The organism is uncultured Draconibacterium sp. (assembly GCF_913060805.1).
Lineage (GTDB): Bacteria > Bacteroidota > Bacteroidia > Bacteroidales > Prolixibacteraceae > Draconibacterium.
Genome location: NZ_CAJXTC010000002.1, coordinates 93,983 through 114,673, shown reverse-complemented (window position 1 = coordinate 114,673; position 20,691 = coordinate 93,983). Strand labels below are relative to the sequence as shown.

General features: G+C 41.2%; 17 protein-coding genes. 11 read left to right on the top strand and 6 right to left on the bottom strand.

Annotation, left to right across the window (positions count from 1 at the left end; genetic code table 11):
• Positions 1 to 17: 17 nt before the first annotated feature.
• From rsgA to QZ576_RS01790, 5 genes are all read left to right on the top strand, one after another.
• The gene (gene rsgA / locus QZ576_RS01810; protein ID WP_297093679.1) at positions 18 to 1,079 is read left to right on the top strand and encodes a ribosome small subunit-dependent GTPase A; all 1,062 of its coding nucleotides are present in this window, start codon (positions 18 to 20) and stop codon (positions 1,077 to 1,079) included.
• Positions 1,080 to 1,138: 59 nt separating this feature from the next.
• Positions 1,139 to 1,615 (top strand): DUF4199 domain-containing protein, encoded by a 477-nt coding sequence (locus QZ576_RS01805; protein WP_297093678.1) that lies wholly within the window; start codon positions 1,139 to 1,141, stop codon positions 1,613 to 1,615.
• A 6-nt stretch (positions 1,616 to 1,621) separates the two neighbouring features.
• A complete protein-coding gene (locus QZ576_RS01800) occupies positions 1,622 to 2,218 on the top strand; it encodes a DUF1801 domain-containing protein (RefSeq protein WP_297093677.1) in 597 nt (198 codons plus the stop codon).
• An 84-nt stretch (positions 2,219 to 2,302) separates the two neighbouring features.
• Positions 2,303 to 3,337 carry a DUF2891 domain-containing protein gene (locus QZ576_RS01795; RefSeq protein WP_297093676.1) on the top strand — a complete coding sequence of 345 codons (1,035 nt, stop codon included), beginning with the start codon at positions 2,303 to 2,305 and terminating at the stop codon, positions 3,335 to 3,337.
• 23 nt (positions 3,338 to 3,360) lie between these two features.
• The gene (locus QZ576_RS01790) at positions 3,361 to 4,977 is read left to right on the top strand and encodes a M1 family metallopeptidase (RefSeq protein ID WP_297093675.1); all 1,617 of its coding nucleotides are present in this window, start codon (positions 3,361 to 3,363) and stop codon (positions 4,975 to 4,977) included.
• A gap of 100 nt (positions 4,978 to 5,077) precedes the next feature.
• Here QZ576_RS01790 and rplT read toward each other — a convergent pair whose 3' ends face one another.
• The 4 genes from rplT to thrS all read right to left on the bottom strand — a co-directional run bounded on the left by rplT (position 5,078) and on the right by thrS (position 8,367).
• Entirely contained in the window at positions 5,078 to 5,422 is a 345-nt protein-coding gene (gene rplT / locus QZ576_RS01785; protein ID WP_045033027.1) for a 50S ribosomal protein L20, read from the bottom strand.
• 135 nt (positions 5,423 to 5,557) lie between these two features.
• Positions 5,558 to 5,755, bottom strand: coding sequence for a 50S ribosomal protein L35 (gene rpmI, locus QZ576_RS01780; RefSeq protein WP_038562273.1), 198 nt, complete (start codon positions 5,753 to 5,755; stop codon positions 5,558 to 5,560).
• Positions 5,756 to 5,835: 80 nt separating this feature from the next.
• Complete coding sequence (infC, locus tag QZ576_RS01775; protein WP_297093780.1) at positions 5,836 to 6,393, bottom strand: translation initiation factor IF-3; 558 nt, start codon at positions 6,391 to 6,393, stop codon at positions 5,836 to 5,838.
• A gap of 24 nt (positions 6,394 to 6,417) precedes the next feature.
• Positions 6,418 to 8,367 (bottom strand): threonine--tRNA ligase, encoded by a 1,950-nt coding sequence (gene thrS, locus QZ576_RS01770; protein ID WP_297093674.1) that lies wholly within the window; start codon positions 8,365 to 8,367, stop codon positions 6,418 to 6,420.
• A gap of 428 nt (positions 8,368 to 8,795) precedes the next feature.
• On the opposite strand from thrS, the gene QZ576_RS01765 reads away from it, so the two are divergent.
• From QZ576_RS01765 to QZ576_RS01740, 6 genes are all read left to right on the top strand, one after another.
• Entirely contained in the window at positions 8,796 to 9,101 is a 306-nt protein-coding gene (locus QZ576_RS01765) for a chorismate mutase (RefSeq protein ID WP_297093673.1), read from the top strand.
• 2 nt (positions 9,102 to 9,103) lie between these two features.
• Positions 9,104 to 10,054, top strand: coding sequence for an aldolase catalytic domain-containing protein (locus tag QZ576_RS01760; protein ID WP_297093672.1), 951 nt, complete (start codon positions 9,104 to 9,106; stop codon positions 10,052 to 10,054).
• A 324-nt stretch (positions 10,055 to 10,378) separates the two neighbouring features.
• Positions 10,379 to 12,583, top strand: coding sequence for a S9 family peptidase (locus QZ576_RS01755; RefSeq protein WP_297093671.1), 2,205 nt, complete (start codon positions 10,379 to 10,381; stop codon positions 12,581 to 12,583).
• 261 nt (positions 12,584 to 12,844) lie between these two features.
• On the top strand, positions 12,845 to 13,978 hold the full coding sequence (locus QZ576_RS01750) for an efflux RND transporter periplasmic adaptor subunit (protein ID WP_297093670.1): 1,134 nt from the start codon (positions 12,845 to 12,847) through the stop codon (positions 13,976 to 13,978).
• A gap of 9 nt (positions 13,979 to 13,987) precedes the next feature.
• Positions 13,988 to 17,155: an efflux RND transporter permease subunit gene (locus QZ576_RS01745; protein WP_297093669.1), complete on the top strand. Its 3,168-nt coding sequence runs from the start codon at positions 13,988 to 13,990 to the stop codon at positions 17,153 to 17,155.
• A 17-nt stretch (positions 17,156 to 17,172) separates the two neighbouring features.
• The gene (locus QZ576_RS01740; RefSeq protein WP_297093668.1) at positions 17,173 to 18,546 is read left to right on the top strand and encodes an efflux transporter outer membrane subunit; all 1,374 of its coding nucleotides are present in this window, start codon (positions 17,173 to 17,175) and stop codon (positions 18,544 to 18,546) included.
• A gap of 44 nt (positions 18,547 to 18,590) precedes the next feature.
• Here QZ576_RS01740 and QZ576_RS01735 read toward each other — a convergent pair whose 3' ends face one another.
• Both QZ576_RS01735 and QZ576_RS01730 read right to left on the bottom strand, forming a co-directional pair.
• Positions 18,591 to 19,466, bottom strand: coding sequence for a hypothetical protein (locus tag QZ576_RS01735; RefSeq protein WP_297093667.1), 876 nt, complete (start codon positions 19,464 to 19,466; stop codon positions 18,591 to 18,593).
• A gap of 92 nt (positions 19,467 to 19,558) precedes the next feature.
• Positions 19,559 to 20,629 carry a hypothetical protein gene (locus QZ576_RS01730; protein ID WP_297093666.1) on the bottom strand — a complete coding sequence of 357 codons (1,071 nt, stop codon included), beginning with the start codon at positions 20,627 to 20,629 and terminating at the stop codon, positions 19,559 to 19,561.
• Positions 20,630 to 20,691: the final 62 nt, after the last annotated feature.

Below are 20,691 nucleotides of genomic sequence, written 5' to 3'. Positions count from 1 at the left end.
CTGTTAAGTCTTTTATCATGAAACAACAACTTCCTGAAACGATTGAAAATTATATAAATCAGAATGGTCTTCCCATTACTGAACTGGCACGGGTTATTACTGTGCACAAAGAACGATACATTATTCAGAGCGAAACGTCGGTTTTGAAGGCTGAAATCACGGGAAACATCAGGTTCGCGGCTCAATCTGCAGCCGATTTCCCAACTGTTGGAGACTGGGTGCGTTTTATGCCAATGGACAACGAGAATGCGATTATTCTTGAAGTTCTGCCCCGTTTTTCGAAACTTGAGCGCCAGGCCATCGGTAAATACGGCGACGTACAGCTTATTGCCGCCAATGTTGATGTGGCGTTTATTGTACAAGCTGTTGGGCACGATTATAATCCGAACCGTTTGGAAAGATACTTATCCGTTTGTTACGCCGGAAAGATCCAACCGGTTTTGGTACTCTCAAAAACTGACTTGGTTGAAGAAAGGGAGTGTAAAAAGCTAATTGATGACGTTAAAAAGCGAATCAAGAATATTAAAACAATTGCTTTAAGCAATGAAACAAAACAGGGTTTGGACCTTCTAAAAAATGAACTGGAAGCCGGTAAAACCTATTGTTTCCTTGGCTCATCGGGAGTTGGCAAATCAACAATCATTAATCACCTGCTGAACAGAGAAGCGCTCGAAACCCGATCGATAAGTGAAAGTACCAGCAAAGGCCGGCACACCACCAGTCATCGCGAGTTGTTTGTGCTGGAGACCGAAAGTATTGTGATTGACACACCGGGAATGCGTGAGTTGGGAGTTACAGACTCGGCCGATGCCCTGGAAATGACTTTTGATGCGATTTCAGATTTGACTTCTGATTGTAAATTCAGCGATTGCAGTCACACTAACGAAAGTGGCTGTGCTATGCTGTCAGCTCTTGAAAGTGGTGAATTAAGCGAAGATGCCTACGAAAATTATCAAAAACTGAAGCGCGAGCAAGAACATTTCAGTAGCACGGTTTACGAAAAAAGGCAGCGCGACAAAGAGTTTGGCAAAATGATAAAATCGGTGCTGAAGGAGAAAAAGCGTTCAAAACCCAGGTAGTTAATGAACAAAATGTCCTTTTAATTCATTTTTAAAGTGAAACCAAAACTTATTTATCGATGAAAAAATTTGCAATTGAGATTAAATGGGCCATTTTGTTTGCCGTCGTTCAGCTGGTATGGATGTTTGGAGAACGACTTGCCGGACTTCATGATGAGAACATATCAAAACACGCCATTGCAACCAACTTCTTCGCATTTGTGGCCATTGCAGTTTATGTGGTTGCACTGCTCGACAAACGAAAGAATGATTTCGACGGCAAAATGACCTGGATTCAGGGTTTTATCAGCGGTTTGATCATTACTTTGGGAGTTACAATTCTTACTCCCCTCACCCAATACCTTACCGTTGAAGTGATCACTCCTCATTATTTCGAAAATATGATTCGTTATGCGGTTGAAAACGGCTTGCAAACGCAGGAAGAGGCAGAAGGTTATTTTAACCTGAGAAGTTATATGATTCAAAGTGTTCTTACAGCTCCGATTATGGGATTGGCAACTTCTGCAATTATTGCCATTTTCACCCGGAAAAAATAATGAGTTATGCCGAGTGCACGAACAGTTGACGAATATATTCTGAATGCCCAATCAAGGCAGGATATTTTAATGGTACTGCATGATTTGCTAACTTCTACAGAACTTTCGGAAACCATAAAATGGGGAGCGCCGTGTTACACCATTAATGGGAAGAATGTAATCGGGCTGGGAGTTTTTAAAGACTACGCGGCTATTTGGTTCTTTCAGGGTGCGCTGTTAAAAGACGAAGCAAAAGTGCTTATTAATGCGCAGAACGATAAAACAAAAGCATTGCGACAGTGGCGTTTTTTGTCGGTTGACGATATTGACGCAGAATTGATTATTGCCTATGCAAACGAAGCCATTTCTAATGAAAAGCAAAATAAGAGAGTCAAGATCAACCGCAATAAAAAGCTAATTATTCCGCCCGAATTAGAAGAAGCACTTAATCGGGACAATCACCTAAAGCTTTCATTTCAGGAATTTTCGCCTGGCAAACAACGCGAATTTGCTGATTATATCGCACATGCAAAACAGGCAAAAACCAGACTGTCGAGATTGAATAAGATCATCCCGATGATTAATAATAACATCGGTTTAAACGATAAATACCGCAATTGTTAATGGTTATTGAGAATTGTTTTTAATTTCATGAGATCAAAAATTTGATGAATAATGAAATTACAGTTTTCCCTAATATTTTTATTTATGACCAGTCTGCTTTCGGCGCAAACGTCAAAACTCAGCTTCGATGAAAAGAAAGCCGAATACCTTTATCATTTTGCCTACGAATGTATCGATCAGGAATACCCGAATAAAACCGGGCATGTTTTGGGCGACGACAGTTACCTGCAGCCTCCGCGTGTTATGCACCCGGCTTTTTATGGCTGTTTCGACTGGCACTCGTCGGTGCACGGGCACTGGACACTGGTAAAAATACTAACTGAATTCCCGGATTTTAAGTACCGCAATGAGATCATTAAAAAGCTAAAGAAAAATATTACCGAAGAAAACATTCTCCAGGAAGTTGCTTATTTCGACGATGAGCACAACACCACTTACGAACGCACTTATGGCTGGGCCTGGTTGCTAAAACTCGACGAAGCCTTGCGCGAATGGAATGATCCGGTTGCACTGGAATTACAGGCAAACCTGTCGCCACTAGTTGATCTGCTGTCGGATAAATTTGGCGAATTTTTGGACAAACTGAATTACCCTATCCGAATTGGCGAACACAGCAACATTGCATTCGGGATGTCGTTTGCCTACGATTGGGCAAAAAAATATGATACAGAACTGGCCATTCAAATTGAACGAAAAGCAAAAGAGTATTACATTACTGATTGTGATTGCCCACTTACCTGGGAACCCGGCGGTTTCGATTTTCTTTCGCCTTGCCTGCAGGAAGCTTCGATAATGCTAAAAGTATTACCCGAAAAAGAGTTTAATGAGTGGCTAAAAAAGTTTCTTCCTAAGTTTGAAAAACATCCTGAAAAGTTCCTTGAGATAGCAAAAGTTACCGATCGCAGCGATGGCAAACTCGCCCACCTCGATGGGTTAAACTTTAGCCGTGCCTGGTGCTTATACGAAATGGGATACGCCTTACAGAACCAGCAATTGATTGATTTTGCTGACGCCCATTTCAACTACAGTTACGAAAAAATGGATTCCGGCGAATATGCCGGCGCACACTGGCTGGCATCGTTTGCTACCTACGCATTAATAAAAAGTCACAATAAATAAATCCGGAGTCAACTTACGTTACAATGAATAGTACAAAATTTAGCTTTCTGCTGCTCTTTTTAAGCAGCTTTGTTTTTTCATCTGCCCAAAACCATCAATCGCGTTTTGAAAAAATTGATGTACAACACTACAAGTTTGAAATCCATTTAAACGATACCACAAACCATATTGAAGGTTTTGCTACTATTTCAACTAAATTTCTTCAACCGAGCAACGATATCACGCTCGATTTAGTTGATAACACAGGAGACAACGGCATGTTGGTTCATTCGGTAAAAAAGGATGGTAATGAGCTTGAATTTAATCAGGCTCACAATAAACTTGGTATCCATTTAAACGAACAAGCACAAACGGGCGACGTAATCGATTTCACAGTTGCCTATTCCGGTATTCCAGCCGATGGGTTGATTATATCAGAGAATCGCTACGGAGATCGTACATTTTTTGGCGATAACTGGCCCGATCGTGCACAGAACTGGCTTCCATGTGTCGATCACCCTTCGGATAAAGCCACTTTAGAATTTCTGGTTTATGCTCCGGCGCATTACGAGGTTATTGCTAACGGTTCGCTTGTCGAGAAAAAAGAACTTGAAAATTCAATGGAATTCACCCACTGGAAAGAGGATGTTCCGCTTTCGACCAAACTAATGGTAATTGGCGCGGCCGATTTTGCTGTTGGAAACAATCAAGAGTTTCAGGGAATTCCTGTAAGTTCATGGGTATTTGAAGAGAATAAAACAAAAGGATTTCTAAATTACCAATACGGCACAAAAGCGCTTGAATACTTTTCCGAATTGATTGGTCCCTACTCCTATGAGAAACTGGCTCATGTACAATCAAAAACGCGTTACGGCGGCATGGAAAATGCCAGCTGTATTTTTTATTTCGAGAATTCGGCCATAAGCGATCGTATCCCGGAGCAGTTGTTTGCACACGAAGTGGCTCACCAGTGGTTTGGGAATTCTGTTACCGAGCAAAACTGGCATCATGTGTGGCTCAGCGAAGGATTTGCCACCTATCTTACCCACCTTTATGTACAGCACTTTTATGGCGACGAACAATTTAAAGTAGGACTAAAACAAGATAGAGAACGGGTTATAGGTTTTTCAAAACAGAAATATGCACCGATTATCGATACAACTGTACAGGAATATACCCGACTTTTAAATGCCAATTCGTACGAAAAAGCCGCCTGGTTTTTACACATGCTGCGAAATAAATTAGGCGATGACACTTTCTTCAAAGGATTGCAGAAATATTATCACGATTACAGGAACAAAACCGCGCTAACGAAAGATTTTCAATCGGTTATGGAATCTGTTTCGGGTAAAGACCTTGATCGTTTTTTTAATCAGTGGTTGTGGAACGCCGGCCATCCGATTATTAAAGTTTCGTGGGGCACAGAAACCACTGGAAAACAAATAGACGATCAGCAAATTCTAATTCAACAAGGAGGTAAACAACTTTTCAGTTTTCCGCTGGAAATGAATGTTCTTTACGAAGATGGATCGGTGGACCTGCTTACTGTAATGGTTGACAAAACAAAAAGAACGCAGCAATTTCAGGCAAATACAACTTCTGGAATTAAAGATATTATCATTGATCCAAATGTGAAATTACTATACGAACTGGCACAATAAATAGGGTTCGTTCTAAAACTTAAGCAAATTTCAGGGCATAAAAAAAGTCCTGACGAAACCGTCAGGACTTACAATGTATTTCACCTAAATAATAAAGTCTTTATTTTACTTTTTCTACGATTGCTTTGAACGCCTCAGGTTGGTTCATAGCCAAATCGGCTAGTACTTTCCTGTTAATTTCAATGTCGTTCTTTTTCAACAATCCCATGAATTGTGAATACGACATTCCTTCCAATCGTGCTGCAGCGTTAATACGCTGAATCCACAATGCACGGAATGTTCTTTTTTTCGCTTTTCTATCGCGGTACGCAAACTGTTGACCTTTTTCCCAGGTATTTTTTGCAACCGTCCAAACGTTACTACGTGAACCGAAATAACCTCTAGTTTTTTTCAGTAATTTTTTTCTTCGGGCACGTGATGCTACATGATTTACACTTCTTGGCATACTTTTTACTTTTTTGATAATCGGCGCTCTCCGTCAACCGACGGAAATACTTTAAAGCACAATTATCTGGTTTTTAACTTTTTTTACCTCTCTCAATTAAAAGGTTTAATAAAGATCAATCCGTCAACCGACGGATTACTTCATGCACAACAAAAGTTTAACGTTGCTTTCGTTTGTCTTATCGATTGTTGTCCAATAAGTCAAATTACGCTTACGTTTTGTACTTTTTTTAGTCAAAATGTGACTTTTGTAGGCGTGCTTCCTTTTAATTTTACCACTTCCGGTTAATCTAAAACGTTTTTTAGCACCGGAGTTCGTTTTCATTTTTGGCATAATTCCTACTAATTAAAATGTTATCAAAGAACTTTATTATATATGGTTTAACACCATGAAACAAGCTTCGTTACCGAAACTTATTTCTTTTTAGGTGAAATAAACATTGTCATTCTCTTTCCTTCCAATTTTGGCAATTGCTCTACCGTTCCCCATTCTTCTAATTCTGTTGCCAGTCTCAGCAATAGAATTTCGCCCTGGTCTTTAAATAAGATCGAACGTCCTTTAAAGAATACAAACGCTTTTACTTTTGCCCCGTCCTGAAGGAATTTTTCAGCATGTTTCAGTTTAAACTGGAAGTCATGCTCATCAGTTTGCGGACCAAAACGTATTTCTTTTACCACAACTTTTGTGGTTTTTGCTTTCATCTCCTTTTGTTTCTTTTTCTGCTGATAAAGAAACTTCGAATAATCAATAATCTTACAAACCGGCGGATCGGCTTTTGGTGAAATTTCTACCAAATCCAACTCCATCTCGTCTGCTAATTTTAGTGCATCACGTAAGGGGTAAACACCTTGTTCTTCGATGTTATCACCCACTAAACGTACTTGTGGCACCCTGATCTTGTGATTTATCCGGTGTTGTGGTTCCTGCTCTCTACGTGGCTGGAATTTTCTTCTCGGACCTCTTCTTTTAATAGCTATAATGCGTTCCTCCTTAAGTTAGTTATACAATCCTGATAATTGATCTCTTACTTCTTTATTTATAAATTCAGCGAACTCCTGTGTTGTCATCGTTCCTTTGTCGCCTTCGCCTTGTCGGCGTACAGCAACTGAATCCGACTCTGCTTCTTTTTCTCCAACAATCAGCAAATAAGGAATTCGTTTCAATTCGTTGTCTCGTATCTTCCTACCAATCTTTTCGTTACGATCGTCAACGACGGTGCGAATATCGGAAATATTTAGAGAATTTGAAACTTTTTTAGCATAATCGTTATACTTTTCGCTAATAGGTAATATTACCACTTGCTCTGGTGTAAGCCACAATGGGAACTTACCTGCGGTGTGCTCAATTAACACAGCCACAAAACGTTCCATCGATCCGAACGGTGCGCGGTGAATCATTACCGGGCGGTGACGGTTGTCGTCGGAGCCAATGTATTCCAGTTCAAAACGTTCGGGCAGGTTGTAGTCTACCTGAACAGTTCCCAGCTGCCAGCTACGTCCCAGTGCATCCTTAATCATAAAATCAAGCTTTGGACCATAGAATGCAGCTTCACCAAGTTCGGTTACCGTATTCAATCCTTTTTCCTCACAAGCCTCAATAATCGCTTGTTCTGCTTTATCCCAATTTTCAGGCGATCCGATATACTTTTCAGGTTTATTCGGGTCGCGTAACGAAATCTGTGCAGTATAATTTTCAAAACTCAATGCTTTGAAAATGATGAAGATAATATCGATTACCTTCTTGAATTCGTCTTTTACCTGGTCAGGACGGCAGAAAAGGTGTGCATCGTCCTGAGTAAAGCCACGAACACGTGTCAAACCGTGCAACTCACCACTCATTTCGTAGCGGTAAACCGTTCCGAATTCTGCCATTCTAACCGGCAGATCTTTATACGAACGTGGCCACGCTTTATAAATCTCGCAGTGGTGTGGACAGTTCATCGGTTTCAACAGGTACTCCTCTCCTTCTGCAGGAGTGGTAATCGGCTGAAACGAGTCCTTTCCGTATTTTTGAAAGTGACCGGAAGTTTTGTACAACTTCACATCGCCAATATGCGGTGTAATTACCTGCTCGTAACCGTATTTCTTTTGTACCTTTTTCAGGAAGTTCTCCAGCTGCTCGCGCAACTGTGCTCCTTTGGGCAACCACAACGGCAAACCTTGTCCAACCGATTCAGAAAAGGTGAACAATTGCATTTCCTTACCGATTTTTCGGTGGTCGCGTTTTTTTGCTTCTTCCAGTAATACGAGGTATTCTTCCAGCATTTTTGCTTTCGGGAAAGTAACACCGTAAACACGGGTAAGCATTTTATTTTTTTCGTCGCCACGCCAGTAAGCACCTGCAATAGCCGTTAATTTAATGGCTTTTATGTAGCTGGTGTTTGGCAAGTGTGGCCCACGGCATAAATCAGTAAAATTTCCCTGGTTGTACAAGGTTATCGTTCCATCTTCCAGTTCGCTGATCAGCTCCTGCTTCAACTCATCGTTCTTATCGGTGAACATCGCCAAAGCATCGTCTTTCGAAATATCAGAGCGAACAATGTCGTTTTTCTGACGTGCCAGCTCAAGCATTTTTTGCTCGATTTTTTGCAGGTCTTTTTCCGAAAGCACTTTTCCTTCTGGAAGATCGATATCGTAATAAAATCCCGTATCAACAGTTGGACCAATACCAAATTTGGTACCCGGATAAAAAGCTTCAATGGCTTCAGCCATTAAGTGAGCTGATGAATGCCAGAATGTTTCTTTTCCTTCTCTGTCGTCCCACGTGTGCAGTTTTATTTTGGCATCGTGGTCAATTTTCCGCGATAAATCCCATACTTCGCCATCAACCGAAATCGACAGCACATCCTTTGCCAGGCGGTTCGAGATCGATTTGGCAATCTCTAAACCACTAACAGGCTCCGCAAACTCACGTACACTGTTGTCAGGAAGTGTAATTTTTATCATTTTACTGTTACTATTTTTTGTCTCAAAATTGCTATTGAAATCTATCTGTTATTTTTAATCGTGTAATTCAAATACAGTCAGAAGTTTTCATATTAAAAATCTTCCTCTGCAAACCTAAATTACTTTTGCGCGGCAAAGATAATCAATACATTGATACTAGAAAGAATCGAGCCCCTGCATGTTAGGCAATTGTAACGTTTTTTCAACACTCGGCTGTTAAATGCCAGATTAACTAAAAGTTGTGACCTACTATCGAATGTTATTCAACGTCGAAAGCAACTTTCAATTTGCAACATTTCTATCAAGAACCTGTTTAAATTAATACTAAATGAGCATTTTTAATTATACATTAATGGAATTGTAGGCATTTTATTGATTTCTTTGTGGCAGACAGCAATAAAAATCGATAGATTATAATTTTTTGAAATATGGGGTTTAAAGATCCGGAAGATTGTCAATCGCTGGAAGAACTTAGAACTGAGATTGACAAAATTGATGAACATATCATTTTACTTTTTGCCGAGCGGCATAAATATGTGGAAGCCGTTGTTCGCTTTAAAAACGATAAAGACGCAATTATTGCACAGGAACGGAAAGATGCAGTGATTCAACAGCGCAGAGATTGGGCAGAATCGAAAGGACTGAATGCCAACGTTTTTGAGCAGATTTACACGCTTTTGGTGGAGAGTAACATTAACCACGAAATGGATTTATTAAAATTGAAAAACAGCTAGCAATGTATAAAGCAGATATAAAAGTAATGGATTGTACAGTTCGCGACGGCGGGCTGATGAACAAGTGGCAGTTTAGCGACGATTTCGTGCGTGGTGTTTATAAAGGCTGTGTTGAGGCCGGTGTTGATTACATGGAAATTGGCTACAAAAGCAGCGAATCGGCTTTTTCGAGAGACGAAGTTGGTCCGTGGAAATTTTGCGACGACAAAGATCTGCGTCGTGTTATTGGCGATAACGACACCAACCTAAAACTTTCGGCAATGGCCGATATTGGCCGGATTGCTCCGGAAGATATTCCGCCGGCAAACGAAAGCCTGATCGACATGATGCGCGTTGCCTGTTACTGTCACCAGGTTGACAAAGCCATTTGGCTGGCCGAACATTGTATGGACAAAGGTTACGAAGTTACCATTAACCTTATGGCTGTATCGAAAGTAAATGAATCCGATCTGGACGAAGCGTTGGCCGACCTTGCGAAATCTCGCGTACCGATTATTTATGTGGTTGATAGTTTTGGTAGTTTGTACTGCGAAAGTATTCAGAATCTGGCAAAAAAATATGCTGCTGCACTGCCCGGAAAAGAGTTAGGAATTCATGCGCACAACAATATGCAACTGGCTATGTCGAACACCGTTACATCGCTGATTAACGGCGTTACCATGCTTGATGCCACACTTCTTGGAATGGGACGCGGTGCCGGAAACTGCCCTATCGAAATTCTCATCGCATTCCTAAAAAACCCAAAATACCGATTGCTTCCGTTGCTTGAAGCGATTCAAACACATGTAAAACCATGGCAGGAAAAAATCGACTGGGGCTACCACATTCCTTACCTGATTACCGGAGCCTTAAACGAACATCCACGAAGCGCCATGCAATGGATGGATTCGGAAAAGAAAGATGACTTTGTTTCGTTTATGAAAGAAATGCACGATTACGAACTTTTGGAATAGAAATATATTTGGATTAAAGCGAAGAAGGATGCATCCGTAACTGACAGCTACAAGGATCGCATCCTTTTTTTTATCCAATATCATCGTAAAAGTTGATGTTACTGAGCGGCGACAAGGAAATTAACCATGAATTTTTATATTTCCTTACGGCGACAAGGAAATTGACCATCGATTTTTATGTTTACGAGCAGCGCGAACCAAATTGACCAATGTATTTCTTCGCGCCGCACCGAGACGAGCTTTTTAATTTCTGATATTCTTTAAAAGTCATTGAGCATTGGATGAACATTTTTCTATTTTTGTTCACCATACAAAAGAGATAACATGAAGAAACTGCTTATTTTATTGGTCACATTTTTAACCGTTTTTACGGTACAAGCGCAACAGACGCAAAAAATTACACTAGAAGACATTTTACAAAAAGGTACTTTTCGGGCACAGTCGGTTTACGGACTGCGTTCGATGAACGACGGAATCCATTACACTACAATGGAGCAACAAACCCAAATTGTAAAATACAGCTATCAAACGGGCGAAGAAGTTGAAGTGCTTTTTGATATTACCAAAGTAAAAGATGCCCCCATTTCGGCATTCTCGGCATACGAATTCAGTGATGACGAAACCAAAATATTGCTGACAACCGAACGCAAGCCGATTTACCGCCGCTCATATACGGCAGAGTTTTATGTATGGAATTCGGTTACCGAAGAGCTAACCCAACTTTCAGATAAAGGAGCACAGCAACTGGCAACTTTTTCACCCGATGGCAATTACATAGCCTATGTACGCGACAATAATATTTTTATCAAGAATTTACGATTTGGCAGCACACATCAAGCAACTAGCGATGGAAAATTTAACGAGATTATAAACGGAGCTCCCGACTGGGTTTATGAAGAAGAATTTGGTTTTAACAAAGCTTTTTGGTGGTCGCCCGACAGTAAATTTCTGGCCTACATTCGATTCGACGAAACTGAAGTGCCGGAATTTTCAATGCCAATGTATGCCGGAGCAGCACCAACGCTTAGCGACAATAAATTGTATCCGGGAGAATACACTTTTAAATACCCGAAAGCCGGGGAGGCCAACTCTAAAGTTGAGGTTTATTCGTACGAAGTGAAAACAAAAATTGCCATTAAAGTTGATATTGGCGAAAAGACAGATATTTACGTTCCGCGCTTAAAATGGACACCCGATGACAACGAATTGGTTGTAATGCGTTTAAATCGTCATCAAAACCAAATCGATATTTTATACGCCAATCCGTTTACCGGCGACACACGAAATTTCCTAACCGAAAAGAACGACCGTTACATTGCTGAGAATTTCCTGGATGCATTTACCTATCTTGAGGATGGAAATTTTGTCGTACAAAGCGAGCGCGATGGTTGGTCGCATTTGTATTTATACGACAAACAAGGTTTTGAAATTGCCAAACTTACCGAAGGCGATTATGATGTAACCGATTTTTATGGCTACGATGCCGACAAAGAACTTTACTACTACCAGGCTGCGGCCGAATCGCCTTTGCGCCGCGAGGTTTATTACGTTAGCCAGGATAAAGAAGAACAAGGAAAACTATCGACACTGGAAGGTACAAACCGCGCTGTTTTTAGTACTAATTTCAAATACTACATTAATTATTACAGCAGTGCAAAAGTGCCGAATTACATTACTTTGCACGACAATAAAAAGGGCGAACAAATACGCTTTCTGCAAGACAATACGGTATTGAAAAATACTATTAAAAGCATGCAAATTCCACAAAAGGAATTTTTCACTTTTACGACTTCTGAAGGAGTTGAGCTGAATGGCTGGATGTTAAAACCAAACGATTTCGATGCATCGAAAAGATACCCTGTTTTTATGACACAATACAGTGGTCCGAATTCGCAAAGTGTTACCGACTCGTGGGGAGGCGTAAGTTGGAACGAATACCTTGCACAGGAAGGTTTTCTGGTGGTTTGTGTCGATGGCCGCGGAACAGGTGCCCGTGGCGAAGAGTTCCGGAAAGTTACCTACATGCAACTGGGAAAATACGAATCGGACGACCAGGTGGAAGCAGCAAAATATTTAACCACCCTGCCCTATGTTGACACTGAAAATATTTCGATTTTCGGATGGAGCTACGGTGGATTTATGACCCTGCTAACACTTGAAAAAGGTGGCGATCTGTTTAAAGCCGGTATTGCAGTTGCTCCGGTAACCAGCTGGCGTTTTTACGACACGGTTTACACTGAGCGTTTCATGCGCACTCCGGAGGAAAACCCGGAAGGTTACGACGATAATTCGCCGCTTTCTCACGCAGGAGATATAAAAGGACATTTATTAATTGTACACGGAACTGCCGACGACAATGTGCACGCACAAAACACCTATGAAATGACGGAGAAAATGGTGCAGGCAGGCGTGCAGTTCGATATGGCAATGTACACCAATCGTAACCACGGAATTCGCGGTGGCAACACAAGTATGCACTTGTACACTAAAATGGTGAATTTTCTGAAAGATAAATTGATGGATAAATAAATATCTGTAATCCATTTACGAAAAAGGTTTCTGAACTGTCAGAAACCTTTTTTTATGCCTTTAATCGAACAATGCCTGACAATGATTAAAACGCAGCATCGATAACATCAACGCTACATAAGAAGAATACCGGATTATATTTCCGCCGACTATTTTAAGCTAATGAGAATCATCCATCAATAAAAATTCCAAGATATTACTTAACCATAATAACCAGAAATGTTTTAACTTGTAAGCAAACTATTATCTAAAACCATTTTTATGAAAATTTTATTGATTGTGATTGCAGCAACTTTGCTCGTTTCATGTGCACAAAAGCAGCAAAGCCAGGCACCTTCACTACAAGTTAAAGTAGTTGATGTTGTTCAAAAAGATGTTGTTGAAAAAGTTGATTTTGTAGGTCAGGTTTACGGCTACCAGGACATTTCCATAAGAGCCCGGGTAGCGGGATTTCTTGAAGGCATTCATTTTAGCGAAGGACTTCCGGTAAAAAAAGGTCAATTGTTGTACACAATCGATGCGCAACCGTATGAGGCAGAAGTGGCGGCGAAACAAAGTCAGTTGGCCGAAGCAAAATCGCAATTCGCTAAAGCACAAAGCGATTTAAACCGCTATAAACCTTTGGCAGAAAGCAATGCGGTTAGTCAGGCCGATCTTGATGGCGCACAGGTACAATTTGAAGCGGCAGAATCGCAGGTAAAAGCGGCTGAAGCAAATCTTGAAATTGCTCAAATTCAACTGGGATATACAAAAGTTTATTCGCCAATTAATGGGATAATTGGCAAATCGATTGCCAGAGTAGGTGATTTAGTTGGGCAAGCGCCACTGGTAGTACTAAATACAGTATCGAAAACTGATGTAATTCACGTAGATTTTTTCTTGCCCGAGAACCAGTATTTGCAAGTGGTAAATTATTTAGGCGGTACCGAACAATTGTATCAGGAAAGCGAAGAACATTCAAACGTTCTGGAATTGGTTTTAGCTGATAATTCGATTCACAAATATAAAGGGGCGATAAATTTTATCGACCGTGGAGTTGACAGTAAAACCGGAACCATTCTTATTCAAACACGCTTCCCTAATCCTGATTTGCTTATTCGGCCGGGACAATATGCAAAAGTTCGAATTCCATTACGACATCAAAATGCGATAGTGATTCCTCAAAAATGTGTGAAAGAACTGCAGGGACAATATTCAGTGTTTATTGTTAACAGCGATAATAAAATTGAGACAAGACAAATTGTTTCGGGTGGTAAAGTTGGCGATATGTGGCTCATAAAAGAAGGACTGAAACCCGGCGACAAAGTACTGATTGAAGGTCTTCAGAAGGTACGGAATGGAATGCCGGTTGTGGCTGAAACAGTTGAATTTAAAAGTCAGTTCGCAAATCTTTAAACCACAGCTATGTCAGATAATAAAGGAAATTTCTTTGTACACCGGCCAATAGTTGCAATGGTAATCGCCATTGTAATTGTTATCGTCGGCTTTGTAATGCTCAGTGGTTTACCAATTGAGCAATATCCGAACCTCACTCCTCCTATCGTTCAGGTTCGTGGATCGTACACCGGAGCCAACGCGCTTACTGTTGAAGAATCGATGGCTACTCCGTTAGAGCAGCAAATTAACGGTGTTGATAACATGATTTACATGAAATCGACCAATGCGAACGACGGAACCATGAACATTCAGATTTCGTTTGATGTGGGAACCGATCCGGATATGAACACGGTATTGGCACAGAATCGTGTATCGGCTGCATCGGCGAAACTTCCGGAATCGGTAAAAAAACTTGGTGTTACCACTGAGAAGTCACTACCCAATGTTTTAATGTTGATTGCATTGACTTCTGATGGTCGTTACGACCAGGATTTTCTGGGAAACTACGGATTGATAAATATTAAAGACCAGCTGGCGCGCATTAAAGGAATCGGGCGTGTAAATGTAATCGGAGCCTCGGATTATTCCATGCGTATTTGGGTAAAACCCGACCGTTTGGCAGCTATGGAACTCACAATTCCTGAAATATTAAATGCGATCAACCAACAAAATGCGGTTGTTCCGGGAGGTAAATTCGGAGCAGAACCATCTCCTCCGGGAACAGAATTTACTTACACCGTTCGTATGCCTGAGCGTTTTAACTCGCCTGAGGAATTTGGAGAGATCGTAGTTCGTACACAGTCCGACGGATCGCAGGTACGACTGAGAGATATTGCAGAGATTACTTTAGGTGTAGAAACCTACAGCGCCTTTACCCGAATGAATGGCGAGGCCTGTTCAATAATCGCACTTTACCAGGCACCGGGCTCGAATGCTACTGAACTGGCTAGTCAGATTCGTGAAGAAATTGAACGGCTTTCAGGTTCATTTCCTGAAGGAATAAAATATGACATTTCGTTGGATACCACCGCAGCAATTACTGCAGGTATAAATGATATTGTAGAAACCTTGATCATTGCATTGATTCTGGTAATTCTTGTGGTGTTTATCTTCATTCAGGATTGGAGGGCAACACTTATTCCTACAATTGCAATTCCCGTTTCCTTGGTTGGAGCCTTTATTTTCTTTCCACTCCTGGGTTTTACGATTAATGTATTATCATTGCTGGGATTGGTGCTTGCCATCGGTATTGTGGTTGACGATGCCATTGTTGTTGTTGAAGCCGTTCAGGTGAATATTGCAAACGGTATGGAGACAAAAGAAGCAACACTCGATGCCATGCGAAAAGTATCGGCACCGGTTGTGGCAACCACGCTAGTTTTGGTAGCTGTGTTTATTCCGGTTGCAGGTATGGCCGGAATTACAGGACGATTATATCAGCAGTTTGCGATTACGATCGTGGTTTCGGTAATTGTTTCTTCGGTTAACGCACTTACGCTGAGTCCCGCCCTGGCATCACTGTTACTAAAAGAACCAAAACCTTATAAAGGTCCATTGGGATGGTTTTTTGGTAAGTTCAACAAATGGATGGGCAAATCAACCGAAGGTTACATGAAGCTCACAAATATCTTCACCCGAAAGCTCAAACGTGGTGTTGTTTTCATTTTGGTAATTACCGTAGGAATGGCCGTTTTCGGGAAATTGGTTCCGGGTGGTTTTATTCCGGCAGAAGATATGGGTTACCTCTTTATTAACATGCAATTGCCCGATGCTGCATCACTGCAACGTTCGGATGTTGTTGCAAAAAAGATTGAAGGTATTCTGGAAGAATATCCGGAAGTTGAATATGTTACAAATGCTACAGGATTTAGTATGTTATCAGGAGCAATGGCAACAAACACCGGTTTTATGTTCGTTGCTCTTCGTAATTGGGATGAACGTGAAAAAACAGCCGCTGAACTTATACGCGAGATCAACATTCGACTGGCCACAGAAATAAATGCTGCACAAGTTTTTGCTTTTGGTCCTCCTGCCATTCCTGGCTTAGGGAACGGATCAGGTTTTAGCATCATGCTACAAGACCGAGGCGGAAACACGCCTGATTACCTGGCCCAAAATGCTGCCTTGTTTATGCAAGCCGCCAATGCCCGTGAAGAGATTGCAAATGCGTTTACCACTTTTCAGGCTAACGTTCCGCAACGTTATTTAAATATCGATAAAGAAAAAGCACTCAAAATGGGCGTTTCGCTCAACGATTTATATACCACAGTTGGAGCATTTATGGGTGGAGCCTATGTAAACGACTTTACCCGCTTCGGACGACTATATAAAACATACATTCAGGCCGAACACGAGTACCGTGTATCAGAGAAAGACATAAACAGTTTCTTTATAAAAAACAATAACGGAGATATGGTTCCTCTGGCTACCCTCGCCACAGTTGAACCAATTTCGGGGCCGGAATACACCAACCGTTTCAATTTATATCGTGCGGTGGAAGTTACCGGTGCTCCTGCACAAGGTTATACATCAGCACAGGCAATGAAAGCGCTGGAAGAAGTTGCAGCTGAAGTGCTGCCTGCCGACATGGGCTACCAATGGAATGCCATGTCGTACCAGGAAAAACAAGCTTCCGGATCGCTGGGAGTTATCATGATCTTCTCCTTGCTTTTTGTATTCCTGATCTTATCTGCACAATACGAAAGTTGGTCGTTACCATTCAGTATTTTGCTGGGAACACCATTTGCCATTTTTGGTGCTTTGTTCGCACTATGGTTAGGCCGCCTGGGAAGTCCTACTTTCGAGAACAACATTTTTGCGCAGGTAAGTTTTGTAATGCTGATTGGTATGGCTGCAAAAAACGCGATTCTTATCGTTGAGTTTGCAAAAGAAGAATTTGATAAAGGAAAGAGCCTGTTTGATGCGGCTATTGAAGCTGCCCGCTCACGTTTCCGTCCAATTCTTATGACTGCCTTTTCTTTTATTCTGGGAATTTTCCCATTGGTAGTTGCATCCGGTTCAGGTGCTGAAGCACGTAAAGTTATGGGACTGGCACTACTTGGAGGAATGAGTTTGGCGACTCTACTCGGAGTTTTCTTCTACCCCATGTTATTCGTATTTATCGGAAAAATTGCCGGGTATGAAAAGAAACGCGAAGCAAAAGAGGTAACAGCACAGAAAAAGAAACAGAGCTAATCTTAAAGATGATGAAAATGAAACGAAATAAAATATACAGTTTATTGAGTGTAACATTGCTGCTTATTGTGAGCAGCTGCATGGTTGGTCCGAAATTTCAGCAGGTGGAGATGCAGACTCCGGAAAATTATCGTTTTCAGAATAGTGAGGCGACAGAAGCAGATACCATAAACTGGCAGGTACTTTTTAATGACCCGGTATTGGCCGATCTGATCGACTCGGCACTGGCAAAAAACCTCGACCGTTTAATGGCTGTATCAAGCATAAACGAAGCCCGTGCCTACCTTGGCATGGCCAAAGCCGATCTTTATCCGCAGTTTTCTTATTCAGCATCATTCGCTTATGGAAATACACAGGCTCCTGCCCTTTCGGCAATGTCGTCGCTTACAGCAACTACAAACCTGAATTGGGAGCTTGACTTTTGGGGCAAATACCGTAGAGCTACAGAAGCGGCACAAGCTGATTTACTGGCTTCGGAATATGGGTTACAAGCCCTGGAGTTGAGTTTAGTTTCGCAAGTAGCCATTTCGTATCATACGCTGCTCGATTATAAAAACCGACTGGCAATTGCAGAAAGCACGCTTGAATCAAGAAAGGAGTCGCACCGGATTATCAGGGAACGTTTCGAGAAAGGTATCGTTCCGGAGATCGATCTTAACCAGGCACAAATACAGGAAGCTACTGCGGCTGCAGCGATTCCGGTTTATCAGCGTTCAATCGCTTTTACTGAAAATGCACTTAGTGTTTTAATCGGGCAAAATCCGGCACCGATAATAACTGAAACAACTATTGAAGAGCTTCAGTTACCTGGTCCTGTTCCAACAGGATTGCCGTCGGAATTACTGGAGCGGCGCCCGGATATTCTTCAGGCGGAACAAATGCTTAAAGCACAAAATGCCCGTATCGGTGTGGCTCAAGCAATGCGTTTTCCATCAATCAGTTTAACAGGACTGTTGGGTATTGCCAGCGCCGACTTGGCCGATTTTAATTCGGATGACGCTTTTATTGGTTCAGCCGGTGCCGATCTGTTTGGACCGATATTCCAATTCGGGAAAAACAAACGCCGCGTTGAAGCACAACGGGAAGTAACCGAGCAAATGAAATACAACTATGAAAAAGCTGTACTTTCGGCTTTTCGGGAAACGGAAGATGCGTTGATCTACATTACCACATTGGCCGATGAACTAAAATTTACACGTCACCAATTGGAGGCATCGCAAAATGCGGCTGAACTTTCGCGTCAACGCTATGATGGCGGTGTTACCAGCTACCTGGAAGTGCTTGATGCTGAACGTGCTCTTTTTAATATCGAATTGTATTATTCCGAGCTTTTACAAAAAAGTCTTGAAGCCAATATAAACCTTTACAAGGCACTTGGCGGAGGATGGTAATTCCTCAAAAAAAATGGCTGCTAATCAATTAGCAGCCATTTTTTTTACTTCATATAGTTCTTATAGTATTCCGTTTTGTCCTCGTCGCCAAACCGGGCATAAATATTTGCCAGATAACCGGCGTATTCTTTTCCGGGATTTAGCTTCCAAAGTTTATTTAAATAAGGTAAAGCCTTTTTGAAATCGGCAGTTACCAAATCAAGTTCTTTTAAAAGCGTATTGTAGTTTTTGCGGGTTTTGTTCGCATTATATTTTGCCATCTCTCGCTCGTAACGGTTTTGTCCGGCCCAGTAATATTTTTTGGCGTTCCATTCCAAAGCCTCCAGATGCTCCGGATTTTTTTCGAGTAATACTTCAGCTAAACTGTCGCAAACGGCTTCGTTTTCCAATGCTCTATTTACTGCAAAATAATTATCAAGGTTCGCCTCACTATTTTTCGATGCACTATCCATTGTTTCCCAAACTGCCAGTGCTTTATCGTTGGCATCAATTTCGGTGTAAATGGCCAGTAAACGTGCATTTACTTCATCGTTGTCAGTTCCGTAATTTTCAGTGATGTATTCCAGTGACGACAATTCTTTCGATAAGTTATCCTGCTGCTGATAAATGGCTGCCAGCGTTTGGTACATCTCGGCATCGGCATAATTTTTATAACGCGCCTGATCGAACCAACTGATTGCCTGCGCAGCGTTGTCGGCTTTAAATGCCGTTTTTGCAGCCTGAGCAAAATCCGAACCTGCAACCTCTTCAATTGCTGTTGCATCGAAATAACTCGCCCAGGCCGCTAATGCCTGCGAATAATTTCCTGTTGCTTCAAAATTTGTTGCTTCCGTTTTTTGGGTGGTCAATACTTTTGGTGCTCCGCACGATGCCAGAAAAATTGCCATCACGGCTCCCCACAATAATTTGTTTTTAGCCATAGTTTTTAAATTGAAGTGCCAAAACTAAGGATTTATTCCAAAACCACTCGTTTCGACTTCTCCATTCAAACAAAAAACAAGATTGAGATAATTTAGTCAGACTTCTTGCTGGCAATATTATTTTCAGCCATTTCAAGCAAAGCATCCTGAACCACAGGATTGGTAAGCACATAGTCGTGCCCCATACGCTTCATATCTTCTTTTGTGATTAATGACTTGATATTCGACATTTTTACAAAGTCAGGTAATTCATCGGGATTTTTAGGACCCTTGTTTCCAATGCGATTCTTCAGGTGAGCCAAACTCGACATTTTTAGTAAAATATCTTTTGAATTAACAACCAAACGCACTGAATCAGCCATTTCACCAAGATTATGAAAAGCCTTGCCTTCTTCAAAAACATTGCGCGGAGCAACACTTCCTACAAATACGATACTATTATACGTTTTTACGAGAGGAATATTCTGTTTGTCTCGTTCGAGAATATAACTTCGAAACATTTCGTTTGCCATCGACGAAAAAAGAATGCTTATGGTAATGTCTTTGGGATGAATTTCCCAAAATTCCGTATCCCCCATAAACTCATCGAGCATGTGCTGAAATATGGCAAAATCGGCTGCCCCCCGTTTCGACACACGCAGCGCACTATAATACTTATAAACTTTGTCTTCCGTTCCCCATGCAAAAACAGTTATTGAAGCCTGATGGAAAAGCGAATCACCGTAGTTTGTTTTTAAACGATGCATGTATTCATGTATCTGTTTATCAAAAGTTTTCCCGTATCCGCCAACAACAATATAAAAGTTCTTGATTCCTTTTTGTATACGATTATAATCGTATATATCGTACATAATATTGTGCTTTAACTTTTCGGTCGGATATTTATCAGAAAGATTAACGGCCCTTAAATTTAATCCAATGGAATCGGTGTTGTAATTGTAATTACAGAAATAAAGTGTGTTAGTTTGTTGCGTACTACTGTTTTTAAATGTGTATGAATTGTCAGCATTAACTTCTATCACACGGTTGGTAAAAAACGAGACAACATTTTTATCATCCTTTTTGCCCACTTCAAAGATAGTTGTTTCTATCTGTGCTATCACTTGTGTTGGCAAAATAATGCTTGCTAAAATAAATGTCAGGAGTTTTAAAGTATTGTGCATAATCGAATATTTCTGTTTCTGATGGTAAGTTAAGGAAAACCAAAGAAGAATCCGAGAAGCAG